Here is a 16,870-nt window from a genome sequence, read left to right as displayed (position 1 = left end):
ACGGCCTGGCGGTTCAGCGGGGGGTGTATTGCACGTAGACCTCGTTGGGCTTGACCATGCCCAGCTCGCTGCGTGCCTTTTCTTCCACCATGTCCAGCCCCTCCTTGAGGTCGTGCACCTCGGAGTTCAGGCGTTCATTCGCCTGGCGGGCCTGGTCGTTGGCGGCCGTCTGCGTGGCCAGCTGGCGCTGCATCTCCTGCACGCGCGGAATGCTGCCCCGCCCCAGCCAGAGCTGGGCGTGCAGGGCTGCCAGCAGGGCCAGCAGGACAACGGGAACCAGACGGGACACCATGGCTTAAATGGTACGCCCGGAAAGGGGGGGCGTGCCATCCGTTTCACCCAGCCGCTGCCCCAGCGCCACAGGGCGCCCGGGGGCTGTGGGGCGAGCGCAGCGGAGCCAGGGGCTTGGCATGCTTCAGCGCAGGTTGTAGAACGCAGCCCGGCCAGGGTAGTGGGCAATTTCACCCAGGTCTTCTTCGATGCGCAGCAGCTGGTTGTACTTGGCGATGCGGTCCGAGCGCGACAGCGAGCCGGTCTTGATCTGGCCGGCATTGGTGCCCACGGCGATGTCGGCGATGGTGCTGTCTTCGGTTTCACCCGAGCGGTGCGAGATCACGGCGGTGTAGCCGGCGCGCTTGGCCATCTCGATGGCGGCAAAGGTTTCGGTCAGGGTGCCGATCTGGTTGATCTTGATGAGGATCGAATTGCCGATGCCCTTGTCGATGCCTTCGTTCAGGATCCTGGTGTTGGTGACGAACAGGTCGTCGCCCACCAGCTGCACGTTCTTGCCCAGGCGCTCGGTCAGGATCTTCCAGCCGTCCCAGTCGCCTTCGTGCATGCCGTCTTCGATGCTGATGATGGGGTACTTGTCGCACCACGATGCCAGCATGTCGGTCCATTGCTGGGCGGTGAGTTTCAGGCCGCCTTCACCTTCGAGCACATACATGCCGTCCTGGTAGAACTCGCTGGCCGCACAATCGAGGCCCAGGGCGATCTGCTCGCCTGCCGTGTAGCCGGCGGCTTCGATGGCCTGCAGGATGAGCTGGATCGCCGCTTCGTGGTTTTCCACCGATGGCGCAAAACCACCTTCGTCGCCCACCGCGGTGCTCATGCCCTTGTCGTGGATGATCTTTTTCAGTGCGTGGAACACCTCGGCGCCCCAGCGCACGGCCTCGCGAAAGCTCGGTGCCCCCACGGGGATGATCATGAACTCCTGCAGATCCAGGCTGTTGTTGGCGTGTGCACCGCCGTTGATGACGTTCATCATGGGCACGGGCAGTTGCATGCTGCCCATGCCGCCCAGGTAGCGGTACAGCGGCAGGCCCGATTCTTCGGCCGCAGCGCGGGCCACCGCCATCGACACGGCCAGCATGGCGTTGGCGCCCAGGCGGCTCTTGTTCTCGGTGCCGTCGAGGTCGATCAGGGTCTTGTCCAGAAAGCCTTGTTCCGAAGCGTCCAGGCCCAGCACGGCCTCGGAGATTTCGGTGTTGATGTGCTCTACGGCCTTGAGCACGCCCTTGCCCAGGTAGCGGCTCTTGTCGCCGTCGCGCAGCTCGATGGCTTCGCGCGAACCGGTGGATGCGCCCGAGGGCACGGCCGCACGGCCCATCACGCCCGATTCGAGCAGCACGTCGCATTCGACGGTGGGATTGCCGCGGCTGTCCAGCACTTCGCGGCCTACGATGTCAACAATGGCACTCATGGTTTTCCTTGGATGGGAAGTTTAAAATTTTTCAGACCCTCTTGGCCTGTAGCGCTTATGGGGTAGTCGCTTCCAGCTACCAAAAATATACTGTCAATCAGGCGTCGAAGTGGTTCTCCAGGAACCCGCTCTGCTTGGTCACGTCGTCCAGCGCCACCAGGGTTTCCAGCAGGGCTCTCATGTGCTTGAGTGGCACGGCGTTCGGCCCGTCCGACCAGGCCTCGGCGGGTCGGGGGTGGGTTTCCATGAACAGGCCCGCCACGCCCACAGCCACGCCGGCACGGGCCAGCACCGGCACCATGTCGCGGGCGCCGCCGCTGACCGCGCCCAGGCCACCGGGCTTTTGCACCGAGTGGGTCACGTCAAATACCACCGGCGCGCCGGACTTGCGCATCTCGGCCAGGCTGGTCATGTCGGCCACGAGGTTGTTGTAGCCAAAGCTCACGCCGCGCTCGCAGGCCAGGAAGCGGTCTGGGGACAGGCCTACTTCCGCCGCGGCCGCGCGGGCCTTGTCGATGACGTTCTTCATGTCCCAGGGCGCGAGGAACTGGCCCTTCTTGATGTTCACCGGCTTGCCGCTTTGTGCCACGGCGCGGATGAAATCCGTCTGGCGGCACAGAAAGGCGGGCGTTTGCAGCACATCGACCACGCTGGCCACTTCGGCCACCTGGGACGCGTCGTGCACATCGGTCAGGATGGGCAACTGCAACTGGCGGCGCACCTCGTCCAGGATCTTCAGGCCCGCATCCAGGCCCACGCCGCGCTGGCTGGTGCCAGACGAGCGGTTGGCCTTGTCGAACGAGCCCTTGTAGATCAGGGGAATGCCTAGCGCAGTGCAGGCCTCCTTGAGCTGGCCGGCAACGTCCAGCGACATCTGCAGGCCTTCGATGGAGCAGGTGCCCGCGATCAGGAAAAAGCGCTGGTCGAGGCCGACGTCGAATCCGCACAGTTGCATGGTAGTTTCCCTCAGGCTTGCGACGCTTGCTTCTGGTGTTCCACGGCCGCCTCGATGAAGGCATTGAACAGCGGGTGGCCATTCCAGGGTGTGGACTTGAACTCGGGGTGGAACTGCACGCCGATGTACCAGGGGTGCACAGCGCTGGGCAACTCGACGATTTCGGTGAGCTGCTCGCGCTGCGTCAGGGCCGAAATCACCAGGCCCGCCTTGCGCAGCTGGTCCAGGTAGTTCACGTTGGCTTCGTAGCGGTGGCGGTGGCGTTCGGTCACCACGTCGCCATAGATGCTGTGGGCCAGTGTGTTCGCCGACACGTCGGAGCTTTGCGCGCCCAGACGCATGGTGCCGCCCAGGTCCGAATTTTCGTCGCGCTTCTTGATGGTGCCGTCCGCATCCTTCCACTCGGTGATCAGGGCGATCACGGGGTGGGGCGTTGCGGGGTCGAACTCGGTGCTGTTGGCGCCCGCCAGACCCGCCACATGGCGCGCGTATTCGATGGTGGCCACCTGCATCCCCAGGCAGATGCCCAGGTAGGGCACTTTGTGCTCGCGGGCAAACTGGGCGGTGCTGATCTTGCCTTCCACCCCGCGGCTGCCGAAGCCGCCGGGGACCAGAATCGCGTCGTACCTGGCCAGTTTTGCAGCGGCGTTGGCGTGGTCGATGGTTTCCGAGTCCAGGTGCTCGATCTTCACGCGCACATGGTTCTTCATGCCCGCGTGGCGCAGCGCCTCGTTGACGGACTTGTAGCTGTCCGACAGATCCACGTATTTGCCCACCATGGCGATGGTGACTTCGCCCCGGGGGTGCTCGGTTTCATACACCAGCTCGTCCCAGCGCTTGAGGCTGGTGGGCGGGGTGTTCAGGCGCAGCTTGTCGCAGATCAGGCCATCAAGGCCCTGCTCGTGCAGCATGCGGGGCACCTTGTAGATGGTGTCCACATCCCACATGCTGATCACACCCCATTCGGGCACATTGGTGAACAGCGAAATCTTCTCGCGCTCTTCTTCGGGCACCGGCTTCTGTGCACGGCACAGCAGGGCGTCGGGCTGGATGCCGATCTTGCGCAGCTCCTGTACGGTGTGCTGCGTGGGCTTGGTCTTGAGCTCGCCGGCCGCGGCAATCCAGGGCAGGTAGGTGAGGTGCACAAAAGCCGAGTTGTTGGGGCCCAGCTTGAGGCTCAACTGGCGCACGGCTTCAAGGAACGGCAGCGATTCGATATCGCCCACGGTGCCACCCACTTCGCAAATGGCCACGTCCACCGCATCCTCGGTGCCAATGCCGGCACCGCGCTTGATGTATTCCTGGATTTCGTTGGTGACATGCGGGATGACCTGCACGGTCTTGCCCAGGTAGTCGCCACGGCGCTCTTTTTCGAGCACCGACTGGTAAATCTTGCCGGTGGTGAAGTTGTTGGACTTCTTCATGCGCGTTTCAATGAAACGCTCGTAGTGGCCCAGATCGAGGTCGGTTTCCGCGCCGTCGTCGGTCACGAAAACCTCGCCGTGCTGGAACGGCGACATGGTGCCCGGATCTACGTTGATGTAGGGGTCAAGCTTGATGAGGGTGACTTTGAGTCCCCGCGATTCGAGGATCGCGGCAAGGGAGGCTGAGGCGATTCCCTTACCGAGGGAAGACACCACACCGCCGGTGACGAAGACAAATTTGGTCATGTCTTTTTTGGTGGTGGGAAATCGGGATTATAGATGGGCCCCCGGCAAGCGGCAGCGGCGGGGCCTTCTGCCGTCTGCTAAATTCGCGTCCATGAATGAGCTTGCTGGCAAACACATTGTTCTGGGTCTGAGCGGGGGCGTGGCTTGCTACAAGGCGGCTGACTTGTGCCGCCAGCTCATCAAGGAGGGGGCCACCGTGCAGGTGGTGATGACCGAGGCGGCGGAACAATTCATCACGCCGGTGACCATGCAGGCCTTGTCGGGGCGGCCGGTCTATGGTTCGCAGTGGGACACGCGCGAGGCCAACAACATGCCCCACATCAACCTGAGCCGCGAGGCCGATGCCATTGTGATTGCGCCGTGCAGTGCCGATTTCGTGGCGCGCCTGGCACAGGGGCGGGCCGATGAATTGCTGAGCCTGCTGTGCCTGGCGCGACCCACGGGGCGCGTGCCGCTGCTGCTGGCGCCCGCCATGAACCGCGAGATGTGGGCCCACCCGGCCACCCAGCGCAACCTGGCCCAGGTGGCGCAGGATGGCGCCGTGGTGCTGGGCGTGGGCCATGGCGACCAGGCCTGCGGCGAGACGGGCGACGGGCGCATGCTCGAACCCCTGGAGCTGCTGGATGAGCTGGTGGCCTTTTTTGCGCCCAAGCTGCTGCGCGGTCGCAAGGTGCTGATCACGGCCGGCCCGACCTTTGAAGCGATCGATCCGGTGCGCGGCATTACCAATCTGTCGAGTGGCAAGATGGGTTTTGCCATTGCGCGTGCCGCCCGGGAGGCGGGTGCCGAGGTCGCTTTGGTGGCGGGGCCCGTGCATCTGCCAACGCCCCGTGGTGTGCACCGCGTGGACGTGCAATCGGCGCAGGAAATGCTTGCAGCGGTTGAACAGCGTGCGCAGGCTGCTTCCGTTTTCATCGCGACAGCGGCAGTGGCCGACTGGCGGCCTGCCATGCCCTCCACCCAGAAGATCAAGAAGGATGGCTCGGGCCAGATGCCGGTGCTGGGTTTTGTCGAAAACGCCGACATCCTGGCGACCGTGGCCAGGTCGCAGCATGCGCTGGTGGGCGACCTGTATTGCGTCGGGTTCGCGGCCGAAAGCCACGATCTGCTGCAGCACGCCACGGCCAAGCGCCAGCGCAAGGGCGTGCCGCTGCTGGTGGGCAATATCGGCCCCGCCACCTTCGGGCAGGACGACAACGCCCTGCTGCTGGTGGATGCACAGGGGCATCGCGAGCTGCCCCGGGCCTCCAAGCGTGTACTGGCCCAACAGCTGATTGCCGAGATCGCCCGGCGCCTGCCTCCCGAGTGAATCCGCAAGCGCAGGCCGTGGCGCGCGCCGCCGGCACTGTGGCCCTCATGCGGGGCGAGCGCTCACGGACGGGCACCGAATGTTCCCGCACTCCACCACTACGCATCAGAAAGCAAGAAGTGAAGATTGACGTCAAGATTCTCGATCCGCGCATGGCCAGTCAATTGCCGGCCTATGCCACGCCGGGCAGTGCGGGCCTGGACCTGCGGGCCTGCCTGGATGCGCCCCTGGTGCTGGCCCCCAATGCCTGGCATCTGGTGCCCACGGGCATCGCCGTGTTCATCCGAGACCCCGGTTACGCTGCGCTGATCCTGCCCCGCTCGGGGCTGGGGCACAAGCACGGCATCGTTCTGGGCAATCTGGTGGGTCTGATCGACAGCGATTACCAGGGGCAGCTCATGGTCAGTGCCTGGAATCGCAGCACGGTGCCCTTCACGCTGGAGCCCATGGAGCGGTTGGCCCAGCTGGTGATCGTTCCCGTGGTGCAGGCGCGGTTCAATGTGGTGACCGAGTTCGAGGCCACCACGCGCGGCGAGGGCGGCTACGGCTCCACCGGCAAGGGGTGAGCGATGAAGGGTGGCCCTGGGGCCGTTTTTGTACCATCGGTGTGTCGGCGCATTCCTACGCGGTGCAGAGCCCCAGGCCGACCTTTGCGTTCGTACTTCACCGTCCCGGGGAACCTCGGGTCCATGCTTCAATCGATTCACCGGGTGGCCAAGGGCAAGGGCTTCGCCACGGCCCGCCACCACTGGAATATTTCAAGGAGAACCCTTATGCGCAAGATCACACGTTTCGCCACGCTGGCAAGCTCTGCCCTTTTGCTGGGAGCGCTGGCCGCCTGTGCGCCGCAGCAGCCTTACCCGTCGCAATACCCAGCCCAATACCCTTCGGGCGGATATTCCTCCGGGGGTTACCAGAGCCATGCGCCGGTCTATTCGAACCAGCCCATGGGCACCGAGTATGGACGTGTGGCCAACATTGAGGTGCTGCAGGCGCGCAGCCAGGGGCAGACCACCGGTGTCGGTGCCGTGCTGGGCGCCGTGGTGGGCGGGGTGCTGGGCAACCAGGTGGGTGGGGGCTCGGGCCGCACTGCCGCCACAGCGGTGGGCGCGGTCGGTGGCGCATTGGCAGGAAATGCCATCGAAGGGCGCAACCGCGATGCCGGTGGCGGAGAAGTGCAGGGCTACCGCATCTCGATTCAGCTCGACCAGGGGGGGTATCGTTCCTACGACGTGAGCCATCCGGGCGACCTGCGCCCTGGTGACCGGGTGCGTCTCTACAACGGCCAGATTTCCCGGCTGTAAAGAGCAGGCACACCATGACGGCCGCAGCCGGCCGCCATGGCATTCAATGCAGCAGCGAGTTGCCAGGCGCCTGGGGCTGAATGCGAAAGAAACCGGTACCTGCAGTGCCTTTGCCAATCTCGTCTTCGGTGGCTTCGCGCACCCCCCGCACCGTGAGTTGCAGCCGCAGTGCAATACCGGCAAGCGGGTGGTTTCCGTCCAGTACCACATGGTCTGGATAGATTTCCGTCACGGTGTAGAGCCCGCTGCGGGGCGCAGAAGGGTTGACGCCTTCCGGCAGCGCGCTTCCGTCGAATGTCATGCCTTCTTCGATTTCGGGGGGGAAGAGGTTGCGCGGTTCCAGGAACAGCAATTGATCGTCGAAGTCGCCAAAGGCATCCTCGGGTTCGAGGTGGAGCGCAAGCGTTGCGCCAGGGCCGTGGCCTTGCAGGGCTTCCTCAATCCGCTGCAACAGGTCATCGCCGCCCACCAGGAATTCGACAGGCTCATCGAGCACGTCGAGTTCTTCGCCGAGGGTGTCTTTCAGGGTCCAGGTCAGTGCGACCACGCATTGTTGGGTAATTTCCATAGGAGAATTGTCGCAGTTTGATCAATGGCCCTGTCATGGGGCGGACAGGTACTCATGGATATCCAGCAACCCCTCGCCCTCCTTGGCGGCCTGACCCCCGCGCAATTCATGCACCGGCACTGGCAGAAAAAGCCCTTGCTGGTACGCCAGGCCATCCCCGGATTCAAGCCGCCCGTGTTGCGTGCCGGTCTCTTTGCGCTGGCTGCACAGGAGGGTGTGGAATCCCGGCTGGTGCAAAAGGTCAAGGATGTCTGGAAGCTGCGCCACGGACCGTTTTCGCGCCGGGCATTGCCTGTCCTCCAGCAGCCTGACTGGACCTTGCTGGTGCAGGGTGTCGATCTGCACAATGACCAGGTGCACGCCCTCATGCAGCAATTCCGTTTTGTGCCGGATGCGCGCCTGGATGACCTCATGATCAGCTATGCCAGCGATGGCGGGGGTGTGGGCCCGCATTTCGATAGCTACGATGTATTTCTCCTGCAAGCCCATGGCCGCCGCCGCTGGCGCATTGGTCGCCAGAAAGACCTGAGCTTGCGAGACGATATTCCGCTGAAAGTGCTGGCGCAGTTCGAGCCCGAGCAGGAGTTTGTGCTGGAGCCGGGGGACATGCTGTACCTTCCGCCCCGGTATGCCCATGACGGTATCGCTGAAGGGGAGTGCATGACCTACTCGATCGGTTTCAGGGCTCCAGCACGGGCTGATCTGGCCCAGGAGCTCTTGATGCGGGTGGCAGAGGATGCGGGCGAACAGGATGCGCCCGTGTTGTACCGCGACGCGGGCCAGGAAGCGGTGGAGCGACCTGCCGCCATCCCGGATCGGCTGCACGACTTTGCCCGCGAGGCCCTGCAACGTGCATTGAGCGAGCCACTGGTGCTGGAGCGGGCGCTGGGGGAATACCTGACCGAGCCCAAGCCCAGCGTGTGGTTCGAGGCAAATGACGCAGGGGTGATGCTGGAGGGCGTTGCGCTGGATCGGCGCACCCGCATGATGTACGACGCGCACCACGTTTTCATCAATGGCGAAAGCTATCGTGCGGCAGGCCGTGACGCCACGTTGATGCGGCGCCTGGCGGATCAGCGCCGGCTGCAAAGCCGCGATCTGGCGCGTGCGAGTGACGATGCCCTGGAGCTGTTGTCTGCCTGGTGCGACGCCGGCTGGGCCCATGCCTGTCAAGAGGCCCAGGAAACCCCATGACCGACGCCGCGCCCTCAGCTCCTTTGCTGCCTGGCTTGCCTTCGGGGCGGTTCAGCGGTCGGGATGCCTTCATGCAGTTGGTGCGCAATGGCCTGGCTACCGCTGCCCGCGACGGCTGGACGGAGATCGTGGTGAGTGATGCCAATTTCCACGACTGGCCGTTGGGTGAGCTCGCCGTGATCGAATCACTGCAGCAGTGGGCGCGCAGTGGCCGGCGATTCACCATGCTGGCCTGTACGTTTGATGAGGTGATTCGGCGGCATGCGCGCTTTGTGCGCTGGCGCGGCACCTGGGATCACATCATTACCTGCCGGCGCAGCCCGTCGGCAGATCCGCTGGACCTTCCCAGTGCTTTGTGGTCTCCCGCCTGGGTGCTGCACCGGGTTGATCCCTTGCACTGTGTGGGGGTCAGCGGGTTCGAACCGGATCGGCGCGTTTTGCTGCGTGAATCGCTCAATGAGTGGCTGCGGAGTAAAAGTTCTCCTGGCTTTCCGTCAACCACTTTGGGCTTGTAGCGTTAATACTGATGTGTATCTGAAAGATTCAATGCACTGCTTGCGTTTAGTCAGTGTTAGTCAGTATTGACGAATCCCCAATATAATTACCGACTGCGCTGAAACGCATGCGAATGCATTCCGCCAACGCGTCAACGGCTATCGAAGCTGATCGTGGTGGCAATTCCGGTTCTTTGTCTGTCTATTTAGGAAAATTGAAATGAAGAAATCCCTCGTTCTGGCTACCCTGATCGCTGCTGCTGCCCTTGCCGCTTGTGGCAAGAAAGAAGAGCCCGCTGCTGCTCCTGCCCCAGCTCCCGTGGAAGCGCCGGCTCCCGCCGCTGACGCAGCTGCTCCTGCAGACGCTGCCAAGGCTGCTGCTGACGCTGCCGCCACGGCCGCCACTGGCGCCCAGACCGCTGTGGACGCTGCCGCCACTGCAGCATCCGATGCCAAGGCCGCTGTGGATGCTGCTGCGACTGCCGCCACCAACGCCGCTTCTGCTGCCAAGTAAAGCCAGAAACGATTTCAGAGGCTTCCAGCTTTTTGCTGGAGTTTCTGAAGCCGCAAGCCCCGACCTCTGCAGGTGCGGGGCTTTTTTTTGTGGATGGCCTCCGTGTTGGGAGGGTATTCCCGCAACGGTGGTGGGCGGGCTTAGCGGGACAACGTGACGTCGATCCATTCAGTGCCTGCGACGGCCGAGGCAACGTCCACACCCTGAGCAGGCCAGTCCAGCGCCTGCGCCAGCGCCTGTTGTGCCAGCCAGGGCTGGTTGTTCTGAGCGCTGAGGTGGGCCGCCACCACCCGATTCAGGCCTGCGTGCTGAACGGCCGTCAGGATACTGGCGGCCGCATGGTTGGCCAGATGCCCGTGCTCGCCTCCGATGCGCCGCTTGAGAAAGGCGGGGTAGCTGGACGCCTCGAGCATGCCCGGATCATGGTTGGCTTCCAGCAAAAGTGCGTGGCAACCCTGCAGTTGCTGCAGCACATGGCTGCTGGCGTGGCCCAGGTCGGTGAGCAGACCCAGGTGAGAGGCGCCATCGGTGCAGCGCAATTGCAGCGGTTCCCGTGCATCGTGTGGCACGGTGAAGGGCAATGCGCACAGGGTACCGAGGTCGATCGGCACCATGTCGTAGGCCACCTGCAGCAGTCCGTCCAGGTCTGGACAACCCAGTGCCGCGTGGGTGCCGTCGCTCATCCATACGGGAATGCGGTGTCGCAACGCCAAAGCTTTGGCGCAGCCCACATGGTCGGCATGTTCGTGCGTGATGAAAATGGCATCGATCTGGTCGATGCCCAGACCCGCAGCGCCAAGCCGCGTGGCCAGCTGCCGGATGCCGAAGCCGCAATCCACCAGCAGGCGGCGAATCTGTGATCCGTCGCCGGCCTCCACCACGGTGGCGTTGCCTGAGCTGCCGCTACCCAAGCTGCGAAAGCGCAGCATTGGCAGTCAGGCTCTTATTTCAGGTCGTCTGCCAGCACGCGCAGGATGCGCTCGGCGTTGGCAGATGATTCGGGAGCGCCGGCCTCGTTCAGCACGGAAACCGTGGTGGCGTCACCCTGGCTGCGCACTACCACCTGGTACTTGAGCGGTGGTGTTGCGGAAGCGCTGCCGCCCAGCAGCTTGCTGAAGAAGCCGGGCTCCTTTTTGTCGGTTCCTGGAGCGACATAACGCACAAAGTACAGACCATCATTGCGGTTGCGGTCTTCCACGGTGAAACCGGTGCGATCCAGGGCCAGGCCTACCCGGCGCCATGCGCGATCAAAGCCCTCGTCCATCTGCACCACGGGAACGTTGTTGACCGAGGCCATGCGCACCGTGGCGGCCTTCAGTGCGGGCGCTGCCGCCACTGCCTGGGATTGTTCCTGGCTCACACCGAGCTTGACCATGAGGCGGCGCAGGAATTCGGTTTCGAGTTCGGGATCGGCGGCGCGGGGCTGCCAGACGGTGCTGTCCTTGGCGGCGCTGGTGTACACCTCTACCATGCCGCGGTGGGTGACATAGATTTCAGTGCCGCCTGCGGCATTGCGCTCCAGGCGCGTGCGGAACTTGTCACGCTCCCCGGTGGAATACAGTGAATCAAAAACCTTGCCGAGGGTGGCGCGGATCACGTCCTGCGGCAGCTTGGCGCGGTTTTCTGCCCAGTCGGTTTCCAGAATGCCCAGGTCGACCTGATCGACAACCAGGTTGAAACCATTCTCCAGCCAGTATTCACGCACGGGTTCCCACAGCTGGTCGGCCGGTCGGTCGATCACCAGCCAGCGCTGGCTGCCATTGCGTTCGATGCGCACATCGCCAATCTTGGTGGCTGCCGTGGTGGATGTGTTCGATGTTTTCGCGCTCTGGCCTGCCTGGAATGCGGCCGCAGAGACGGTCGTGCCGGGCACCGCGTAGCGGTTGTCCCGCGACAGTTGTGTCAGGTCGGGCGGTACTTCCAGCGTGGCCCCCCGGGTGGCGCTTTTGTAGTCGATCTTGTCGCTTTCCAGGACGGAGCAGGCGGACAGGGCCATGGCAAGGCCCAGCAGGCCCAGTCGTGCGGTGTGATTCACGCGGAAATCCTCAGAGTGTCTCAAGTGTCGGGGGACGGGCGGCTTACAGAAGGCCGCTGGCGCGCAGGGCTGCTTCGACCGTGGATTCGTTGCCCTGGCTCAGGGGCGTCATGGGCAGGCGCATGGTGCCTGCGCACAGACCCATGCGGGCCATGGCCCATTTGACGGGGATGGGGTTGGCTTCGATGAACAGGTTTTTGTGCACCGGCATCAGCTGGAACTGGATTTCCATGGCGCGCCGGGCATTGCCGGCCAGTGCGGCAACGCACAGCTCGTGCATCAGGCGGGGCGCCACGTTGGCGGTCACGCTGATGTTGCCGTGGCCGCCGCACAGCATCAGGGCGACAGCGGTGGGGTCATCGCCCGAATACACGGCAAAGCCCTTGGGCAGGTCGCGGATGAGCCACTGGGCGCGTTCGATGTTGCCTGTGGCTTCCTTGATGCCGATGATGCCGGGCACCTGGGCCAGGCGCAGCACGGTGTCGTGCTGCATATCGGCCACCGAGCGGCCGGGCACGTTGTAGAGCACGATGGGCAGGTCGCCCGTGGCTTCGGCAATCGCCTTGAAATGCTGGAACTGGCCCTCTTGGGTGGGCTTGTTGTAGTAGGGCACGACCTGCAGCTGGCTGTCGGCCCCCACGTTCTTGGCAAATTGGGCCAGCTCGATGGCCTCGGCGGTGGAGTTGGCGCCGCAGCCGGCCATGATGGGCACGCGCTTGGCCGCTTGCTCCACAGACACGCGGATGATTTCGCAGTGTTCTTCGACGTTGACCGTGGGCGATTCACCGGTGGTGCCCACCACGCCGATGCAGTCGGTGCCCTCGGCGATGTGCCAGTCGATCAGTTTGCGCAGGGCGGGGTAGTCCACGCTACCGTCCTCGTGCATGGGGGTGACAAGGGCGACGATGCTGCCGGTAAGGGGCACGGAAGAAGAGGTCATGTCCGCAGTGGTAAACGGTAAAAGGGCATTCTAACTAGACCGGAAGGTCCAGGCGGTATCGGACGGGCTGGCCTGGATGCTCGATTTCGCGCACGGCCGCAATACGCTGCACGAAACGCGCGGGGGCGTCCACAAAACCGTCTTCGTAGGCAACGGTGCGCAGGCGCGCGCAGGCGGCCAGCAGCTCTCCGGGGCGCAGCAGAAAGTCGGCGCGCGCAGGGCGGCCCACGGTTTCGTTGCCGCTGGCGAAGGTTTCATAGATCAGCACGCCGCCGGGGGCCACGCTGTCCACCAGAAGGGGCAGCAGCGGGCGCCAGAGGTAGTTGGTGACGATCACCGCACCAAACTGTCGGCCGGCAAAGGGCCAGGGACCCGCTTCGATGTCGGCGCAGTGGATCTCGCCCCAGGCCGCGCAGGCGGCCACGGCATCGGCGGAGCGGTCCACGCCCACCGTGGGGTGGCCGCGTTCGTGCATCCACCGCAGGTGGCGGCCCGCGCCGCAGGCCACGTCCAGCACCGCGCTGCCCGGCGGTGCCAGGGGGGACCAGCGGCGCACCCAGTTGGAAGGGGCTTCAGTGCCGTGCATGGGAAATGTTTGCTATTGTCATAAGAGCTGTTGGCGCTTGATTCATGAGCGCTCGTGGCTTGGAAGGCTTGAAACCCTCAGAAACATGCCCAGAGCTGGTCCGACAGCATGACCATGAAGCTTGGCGCGGTGTACAGCGCAAATACCGCCAGCAAGGCCAGCACGGCGGCCACCCAGCCCAGCAGCCGGGCGGGGCGGAATGCAAGGCGTGGAGCAGGGTTGTGCAGGGCCATGGACGGATTGTGCGGAACGGGTGTGGTCAGGCGGGCAGTGGCGCGACGCGGCGGATGGGCGCCTCCTTGATGGGGAGATTCACCAGTCCCGCAAAAATTCCCAACCCGATCGCGATGTACCACACCACATCGTAGCTGCCCGTGCGGTCATACAGGTAGCCGCCCAGCCACACGCCCATGAAGCTGCCGACCTGGTGGCTGAAAAAGACAAAACCACCCAGCATGGACAGGTGCTGCACGCCAAAAATCTGCGCAATGGTGGCATTGGTGGGGGGCACGGTGGACAGCCACAGTGCCCCCATCACGGCGGAAAACACATACACCGACAGCGGCGACAGGGGCGCCAGCAGAAAAACGGTGATGACCACGGCCCGCGCAAAGTAGATGAAGGCCAAAATCCTGCGCTTGGGCATGTGCTGGCCCAGCGTGCCCGCAATGTAGGTGCCGAACACATTGAACAGCCCGATCAGCGCCAGTGAATAGCTGGCCACCTGGGGCGAGAGCCCATGGTCGCGCAGGTAGCTGGGCATGTGCACGCCAATGAAGACCACCTGGAAGCCGCATACGAAATACCCCGCCGTCAGCAGCAGGAAGCTGGGGTAGCGGAACGCCTCGCCCAGCGCCTGGGCAATGGTCTGGTCGCGTCGGGCGGGTGCCGACCCGTGAAATCCGGGTTCGCGCAGGCCGAAAGCCAGCGGAACGATGAGCAGCACCATCAGCGCCAGTGCCAGCAGCGCCTGCTGCCAGCCCAGGCTGGCAATCAGCCAGCCCTCCACCGGCACCATCAGAAACTGCCCGAACGAGCCGGCGGCCGCCGCCACGCCCATGGCCCAGGAGCGCTTTTCGGGTGCGATCTGGCGGCCCAGCACGCCGTAGATCACGGCGTAGGTGGTGCCGGCCTGGGCCGCGCCAATCATCACGCCCGCTGTCATGGCAAACAGGGTGGGCGTGGGAGACAGCGCCATGCCGGCCAGACCCAGGCCATAGAGCGCTGCACCGCCCACCAGCACGCGAAAGGCGCCAAAACGGTCGGCCACCATGCCAACAAAAATGCCGATCAGCCCCCAGGACAGGTTCTGGATGGCAATGGCCAGCGCAAACGACTGCCGCGTCCAGCCCATTTCCTGGGTGACGGGTTGCAGCCACAGCCCGAAGCCGTGGCGGATGCCCATGGACAGCGTCACGATGGCGGCACCGCAGGCCAGCACCTGGAGCATGGACAGTTTGGGAGGATTCGTAGGCATGCGGGGAATGTAGCGAATACCGCACGCATCTGCCTGACACCTGCATGACCTGGGACGATGCGGGACTTATGGCTGGGTATTTATCCAGTTCGTGTACTGCTGCGGCACTACAATCCGCCCCATGTCTGCCAAACCGTCTTCTGTGTCCGCCAGCGAATATTCCGAGGGTTCGATCCGTGTGCTCAAGGGGCTGGAGCCTGTCAAGCAACGCCCGGGCATGTACACCCGCACCGACAACCCCCTGCACATCATCCAGGAGGTGCTCGATAACGCCGCCGACGAGGCGCTGGCCGGCTACGGCAAGAAGATCAAGGTCACGCTGCACGCCGATGGCTCGGTGGGCGTCGAGGACGACGGGCGCGGGATTCCGTTTGGCATGCACCCCGAGGAAAAGGCCCCGGTGATCGAACTGGTGTTCACCCGCCTGCACGCGGGCGGCAAGTTCGACAAGGGCAAGGGCGGTGCCTACAGTTTTTCGGGCGGCCTGCACGGCGTGGGCGTGAGTGTCACCAACGCCCTGGCCACGCGCCTGGAGGCCAGCAGCCACCGCGAAGGCCAGGTGGCGCGCCTGGTGTTCTCTGGCGGCGACGTGATCGAGCCCCTGGTGGCCCGCCCCCTGGAGGCTGGCGAGCGCAAGCAGGGCACCACGGTGCGTGTGTGGCCCGATGCCAGATACTTTGAATCGAGCACCCTGCCGTTGGGCGAGCTCACCCACCTGCTGCGCAGCAAGGCGGTGCTGATGCCGGGCGTGTCGGTCTCTCTGGTCAACGAGAAGACGCGGGACACGCAAACCTGGCAATACAAGGGCGGCCTGCGCGACTATCTGCAGCAGACGCTCAACGGCGACCCGGTGATCCCCCTGTTCGAGGGCGAGGGCTTTGCCGACAGTGGCAACGACAACTTTGCCGAGGGCGAGGGCGCCTCGTGGTGCGTGGCCTTCACCGAAGACGGCCAGCCCGTGCGCGAAAGCTACGTCAACCTGATCCCCACCAGCGCCGGCGGCACGCACGAGAGCGGCCTGCGCGATGGCCTGTTCAACGCCGTCAAGAGCTTCATCGAGCTGCACAGCCTGTTGCCCAAGGGCGTGAAGCTGATGCCCGAAGATGTGTTTGCACGCGCCAGCTATGTGCTCAGTGCCAAGGTGCTGGACCCCCAGTTCCAGGGCCAGATCAAGGAGCGCCTGAACTCGCGCGACGCCGTGCGCCTGGTGAGTGGCTTTGTGCGTCCGGCGCTCGAACTCTGGCTGAACCAGCATGTCGAATACGGCAAGAAGCTGGCCGAACTCGCCATCAAGGCCGCGCAAACCCGCCAGAAGGCCGGGCAGAAAGTCGAAAAGCGCAAGGGCTCGGGCGTGGCCGTGCTGCCCGGCAAGCTGACCGACTGCGAAAGCCGCGACATCGCCTACAACGAGGTGTTCCTGGTCGAGGGCGACTCGGCCGGTGGCAGCGCCAAGATGGGCCGCGACAAGGAAAACCAGGCCGTGCTGCCGCTGCGTGGCAAGGTGCTCAACACCTGGGAGGTGGACCGCGACCGGCTTTTTGCCAACAACGAGATCCACGACATCTCGGTGGCCATGGGGGTGGACCCGCACGGACCCAACGATACACCCGACCTCTCGGGCCTGCGCTACGGCAAGGTGTGCATCCTCAGTGACGCGGATGTGGACGGCTCGCACATCCAGGTGCTGCTGCTCACGTTGTTCTTCCGGCATTTCCCCAAGCTCATCGAGGCCGGTCATATCTACGTGGCGCGCCCGCCGCTGTTTCGCGTGGATGTGCCCGCGCGCGGCAAGAAGCCAGCGGCCAAGATGTATGCGCTCGATGAAGGCGAGCTCACCGCCATTCTCGACAAATGCGCGAAAGACGGCGTGCCGCACGAAAAATGCCAGATCAGCCGCTTCAAGGGCCTGGGCGAAATGAATGCCGAGCAGCTGTGGGAAACCACGCTCAACCCTGATACGCGCCGCCTGCTGCCCGTGCAGCTGGGGGGCACGGATTTCTCTGCCACGGAAGGGCTCATCACCAAGCTCATGGGCAAGGGCGAAGCGGCTTCGCGGCGCGAGCTGATGGAGCTGCATGGTGACGCGGTGGAAGTGGATATCTGAGCGCGCATTGCCGGTATC

At 64.2% G+C, this 16,870-nt stretch carries 18 protein-coding genes; 7 read left to right on the top strand and 11 right to left on the bottom strand.

Features of this window, described 5'->3' with window-relative positions:
* Nucleotides 1-13: 13 nt before the first annotated feature.
* The 4 genes from K225_RS0110470 to K225_RS0110455 form a co-directional block, all read right to left on the bottom strand.
* A complete protein-coding gene (locus K225_RS0110470) occupies nt 14-292 on the bottom strand; it encodes a septum formation initiator family protein (protein ID WP_026436361.1) in 279 nt (92 codons plus the stop codon).
* Between the two features lie 123 nt (nt 293-415).
* On the bottom strand, nt 416-1,702 hold the full coding sequence (eno, locus tag K225_RS0110465) for a phosphopyruvate hydratase (protein WP_026436360.1): 1,287 nt from the start codon (nt 1,700-1,702) through the stop codon (nt 416-418).
* A 97-nt stretch (nt 1,703-1,799) separates the two neighbouring features.
* Nucleotides 1,800-2,657, bottom strand: coding sequence for a 3-deoxy-8-phosphooctulonate synthase (gene kdsA, locus K225_RS0110460; protein ID WP_026436359.1), 858 nt, complete (start codon nt 2,655-2,657; stop codon nt 1,800-1,802).
* Nucleotides 2,658-2,668: 11 nt separating this feature from the next.
* A complete protein-coding gene (locus K225_RS0110455) occupies nt 2,669-4,327 on the bottom strand; it encodes a CTP synthase (protein WP_026436358.1) in 1,659 nt (552 codons plus the stop codon).
* A gap of 91 nt (nt 4,328-4,418) precedes the next feature.
* Here K225_RS0110455 and coaBC point away from each other — a divergent pair, with 91 nt between their 5' ends.
* The 3 genes from coaBC to K225_RS0110440 all read left to right on the top strand — a co-directional run bounded on the left by coaBC (nt 4,419) and on the right by K225_RS0110440 (nt 6,940).
* Entirely contained in the window at nt 4,419-5,636 is a 1,218-nt protein-coding gene (gene coaBC / locus K225_RS0110450) for a bifunctional phosphopantothenoylcysteine decarboxylase/phosphopantothenate--cysteine ligase CoaBC (RefSeq protein ID WP_026436357.1), read from the top strand.
* Between the two features lie 119 nt (nt 5,637-5,755).
* Entirely contained in the window at nt 5,756-6,202 is a 447-nt protein-coding gene (gene dut, locus K225_RS0110445) for a dUTP diphosphatase (RefSeq protein WP_026436356.1), read from the top strand.
* Between the two features lie 207 nt (nt 6,203-6,409).
* On the top strand, nt 6,410-6,940 hold the full coding sequence (locus K225_RS0110440; RefSeq protein WP_026436355.1) for a glycine zipper 2TM domain-containing protein: 531 nt from the start codon (nt 6,410-6,412) through the stop codon (nt 6,938-6,940).
* Nucleotides 6,941-6,983: 43 nt separating this feature from the next.
* Here the strand turns inward: K225_RS0110440 and K225_RS0110435 are convergent, their stop codons facing one another.
* A complete protein-coding gene (locus K225_RS0110435) occupies nt 6,984-7,508 on the bottom strand; it encodes a peptidylprolyl isomerase (RefSeq protein WP_026436354.1) in 525 nt (174 codons plus the stop codon).
* A gap of 54 nt (nt 7,509-7,562) precedes the next feature.
* Here K225_RS0110435 and K225_RS0110430 point away from each other — a divergent pair, with 54 nt between their 5' ends.
* The 3 genes from K225_RS0110430 to K225_RS0110420 all read left to right on the top strand — a co-directional run bounded on the left by K225_RS0110430 (nt 7,563) and on the right by K225_RS0110420 (nt 9,710).
* A complete protein-coding gene (locus K225_RS0110430) occupies nt 7,563-8,702 on the top strand; it encodes a cupin domain-containing protein (RefSeq protein WP_026436353.1) in 1,140 nt (379 codons plus the stop codon).
* Nucleotides 8,699-9,217, top strand: coding sequence for a hypothetical protein (locus K225_RS0110425; protein WP_026436352.1), 519 nt, complete (start codon nt 8,699-8,701; stop codon nt 9,215-9,217). Before K225_RS0110430 ends, K225_RS0110425 begins: the two co-directional genes overlap by 4 nt.
* 199 nt (nt 9,218-9,416) lie before the next feature.
* Nucleotides 9,417-9,710 carry a hypothetical protein gene (locus K225_RS0110420; RefSeq protein ID WP_026436351.1) on the top strand — a complete coding sequence of 98 codons (294 nt, stop codon included), beginning with the start codon at nt 9,417-9,419 and terminating at the stop codon, nt 9,708-9,710.
* A gap of 140 nt (nt 9,711-9,850) precedes the next feature.
* Here the strand turns inward: K225_RS0110420 and K225_RS0110415 are convergent, their stop codons facing one another.
* The 6 genes from K225_RS0110415 to K225_RS0110390 form a co-directional block, all read right to left on the bottom strand.
* Entirely contained in the window at nt 9,851-10,639 is a 789-nt protein-coding gene (locus tag K225_RS0110415; RefSeq protein WP_026436350.1) for an MBL fold metallo-hydrolase, read from the bottom strand.
* A 14-nt stretch (nt 10,640-10,653) separates the two neighbouring features.
* On the bottom strand, nt 10,654-11,745 hold the full coding sequence (bamC, locus tag K225_RS0110410) for an outer membrane protein assembly factor BamC (RefSeq protein WP_026436349.1): 1,092 nt from the start codon (nt 11,743-11,745) through the stop codon (nt 10,654-10,656).
* 43 nt (nt 11,746-11,788) lie between these two features.
* The gene (gene dapA / locus K225_RS0110405) at nt 11,789-12,685 is read right to left on the bottom strand and encodes a 4-hydroxy-tetrahydrodipicolinate synthase (RefSeq protein WP_026436348.1); all 897 of its coding nucleotides are present in this window, start codon (nt 12,683-12,685) and stop codon (nt 11,789-11,791) included.
* Between the two features lie 34 nt (nt 12,686-12,719).
* A complete protein-coding gene (locus K225_RS0110400) occupies nt 12,720-13,271 on the bottom strand; it encodes a bifunctional 2-polyprenyl-6-hydroxyphenol methylase/3-demethylubiquinol 3-O-methyltransferase UbiG (protein WP_026436347.1) in 552 nt (183 codons plus the stop codon).
* 77 nt (nt 13,272-13,348) lie between these two features.
* Nucleotides 13,349-13,504 (bottom strand): hypothetical protein, encoded by a 156-nt coding sequence (locus K225_RS22450; RefSeq protein WP_202900043.1) that lies wholly within the window; start codon nt 13,502-13,504, stop codon nt 13,349-13,351.
* A 26-nt stretch (nt 13,505-13,530) separates the two neighbouring features.
* On the bottom strand, nt 13,531-14,748 hold the full coding sequence (locus K225_RS0110390) for an MFS transporter (protein ID WP_026436346.1): 1,218 nt from the start codon (nt 14,746-14,748) through the stop codon (nt 13,531-13,533).
* Nucleotides 14,749-14,869: 121 nt separating this feature from the next.
* Here K225_RS0110390 and K225_RS0110385 point away from each other — a divergent pair, with 121 nt between their 5' ends.
* Nucleotides 14,870-16,852: a DNA topoisomerase IV subunit B gene (locus K225_RS0110385; RefSeq protein WP_026436345.1), complete on the top strand. Its 1,983-nt coding sequence runs from the start codon at nt 14,870-14,872 to the stop codon at nt 16,850-16,852.
* The last annotated feature ends 18 nt before the right edge of the window (nt 16,853-16,870 follow it).

This window comes from Acidovorax sp. JHL-9, from assembly GCF_000426205.1.
Taxonomy (GTDB): Bacteria; Pseudomonadota; Gammaproteobacteria; order Burkholderiales; family Burkholderiaceae_C; genus Acidovorax; species Acidovorax soli.
Note: the sequence above shows the minus strand (reverse complement) of the source record. Positions and strands in the feature narration are given on the sequence as shown.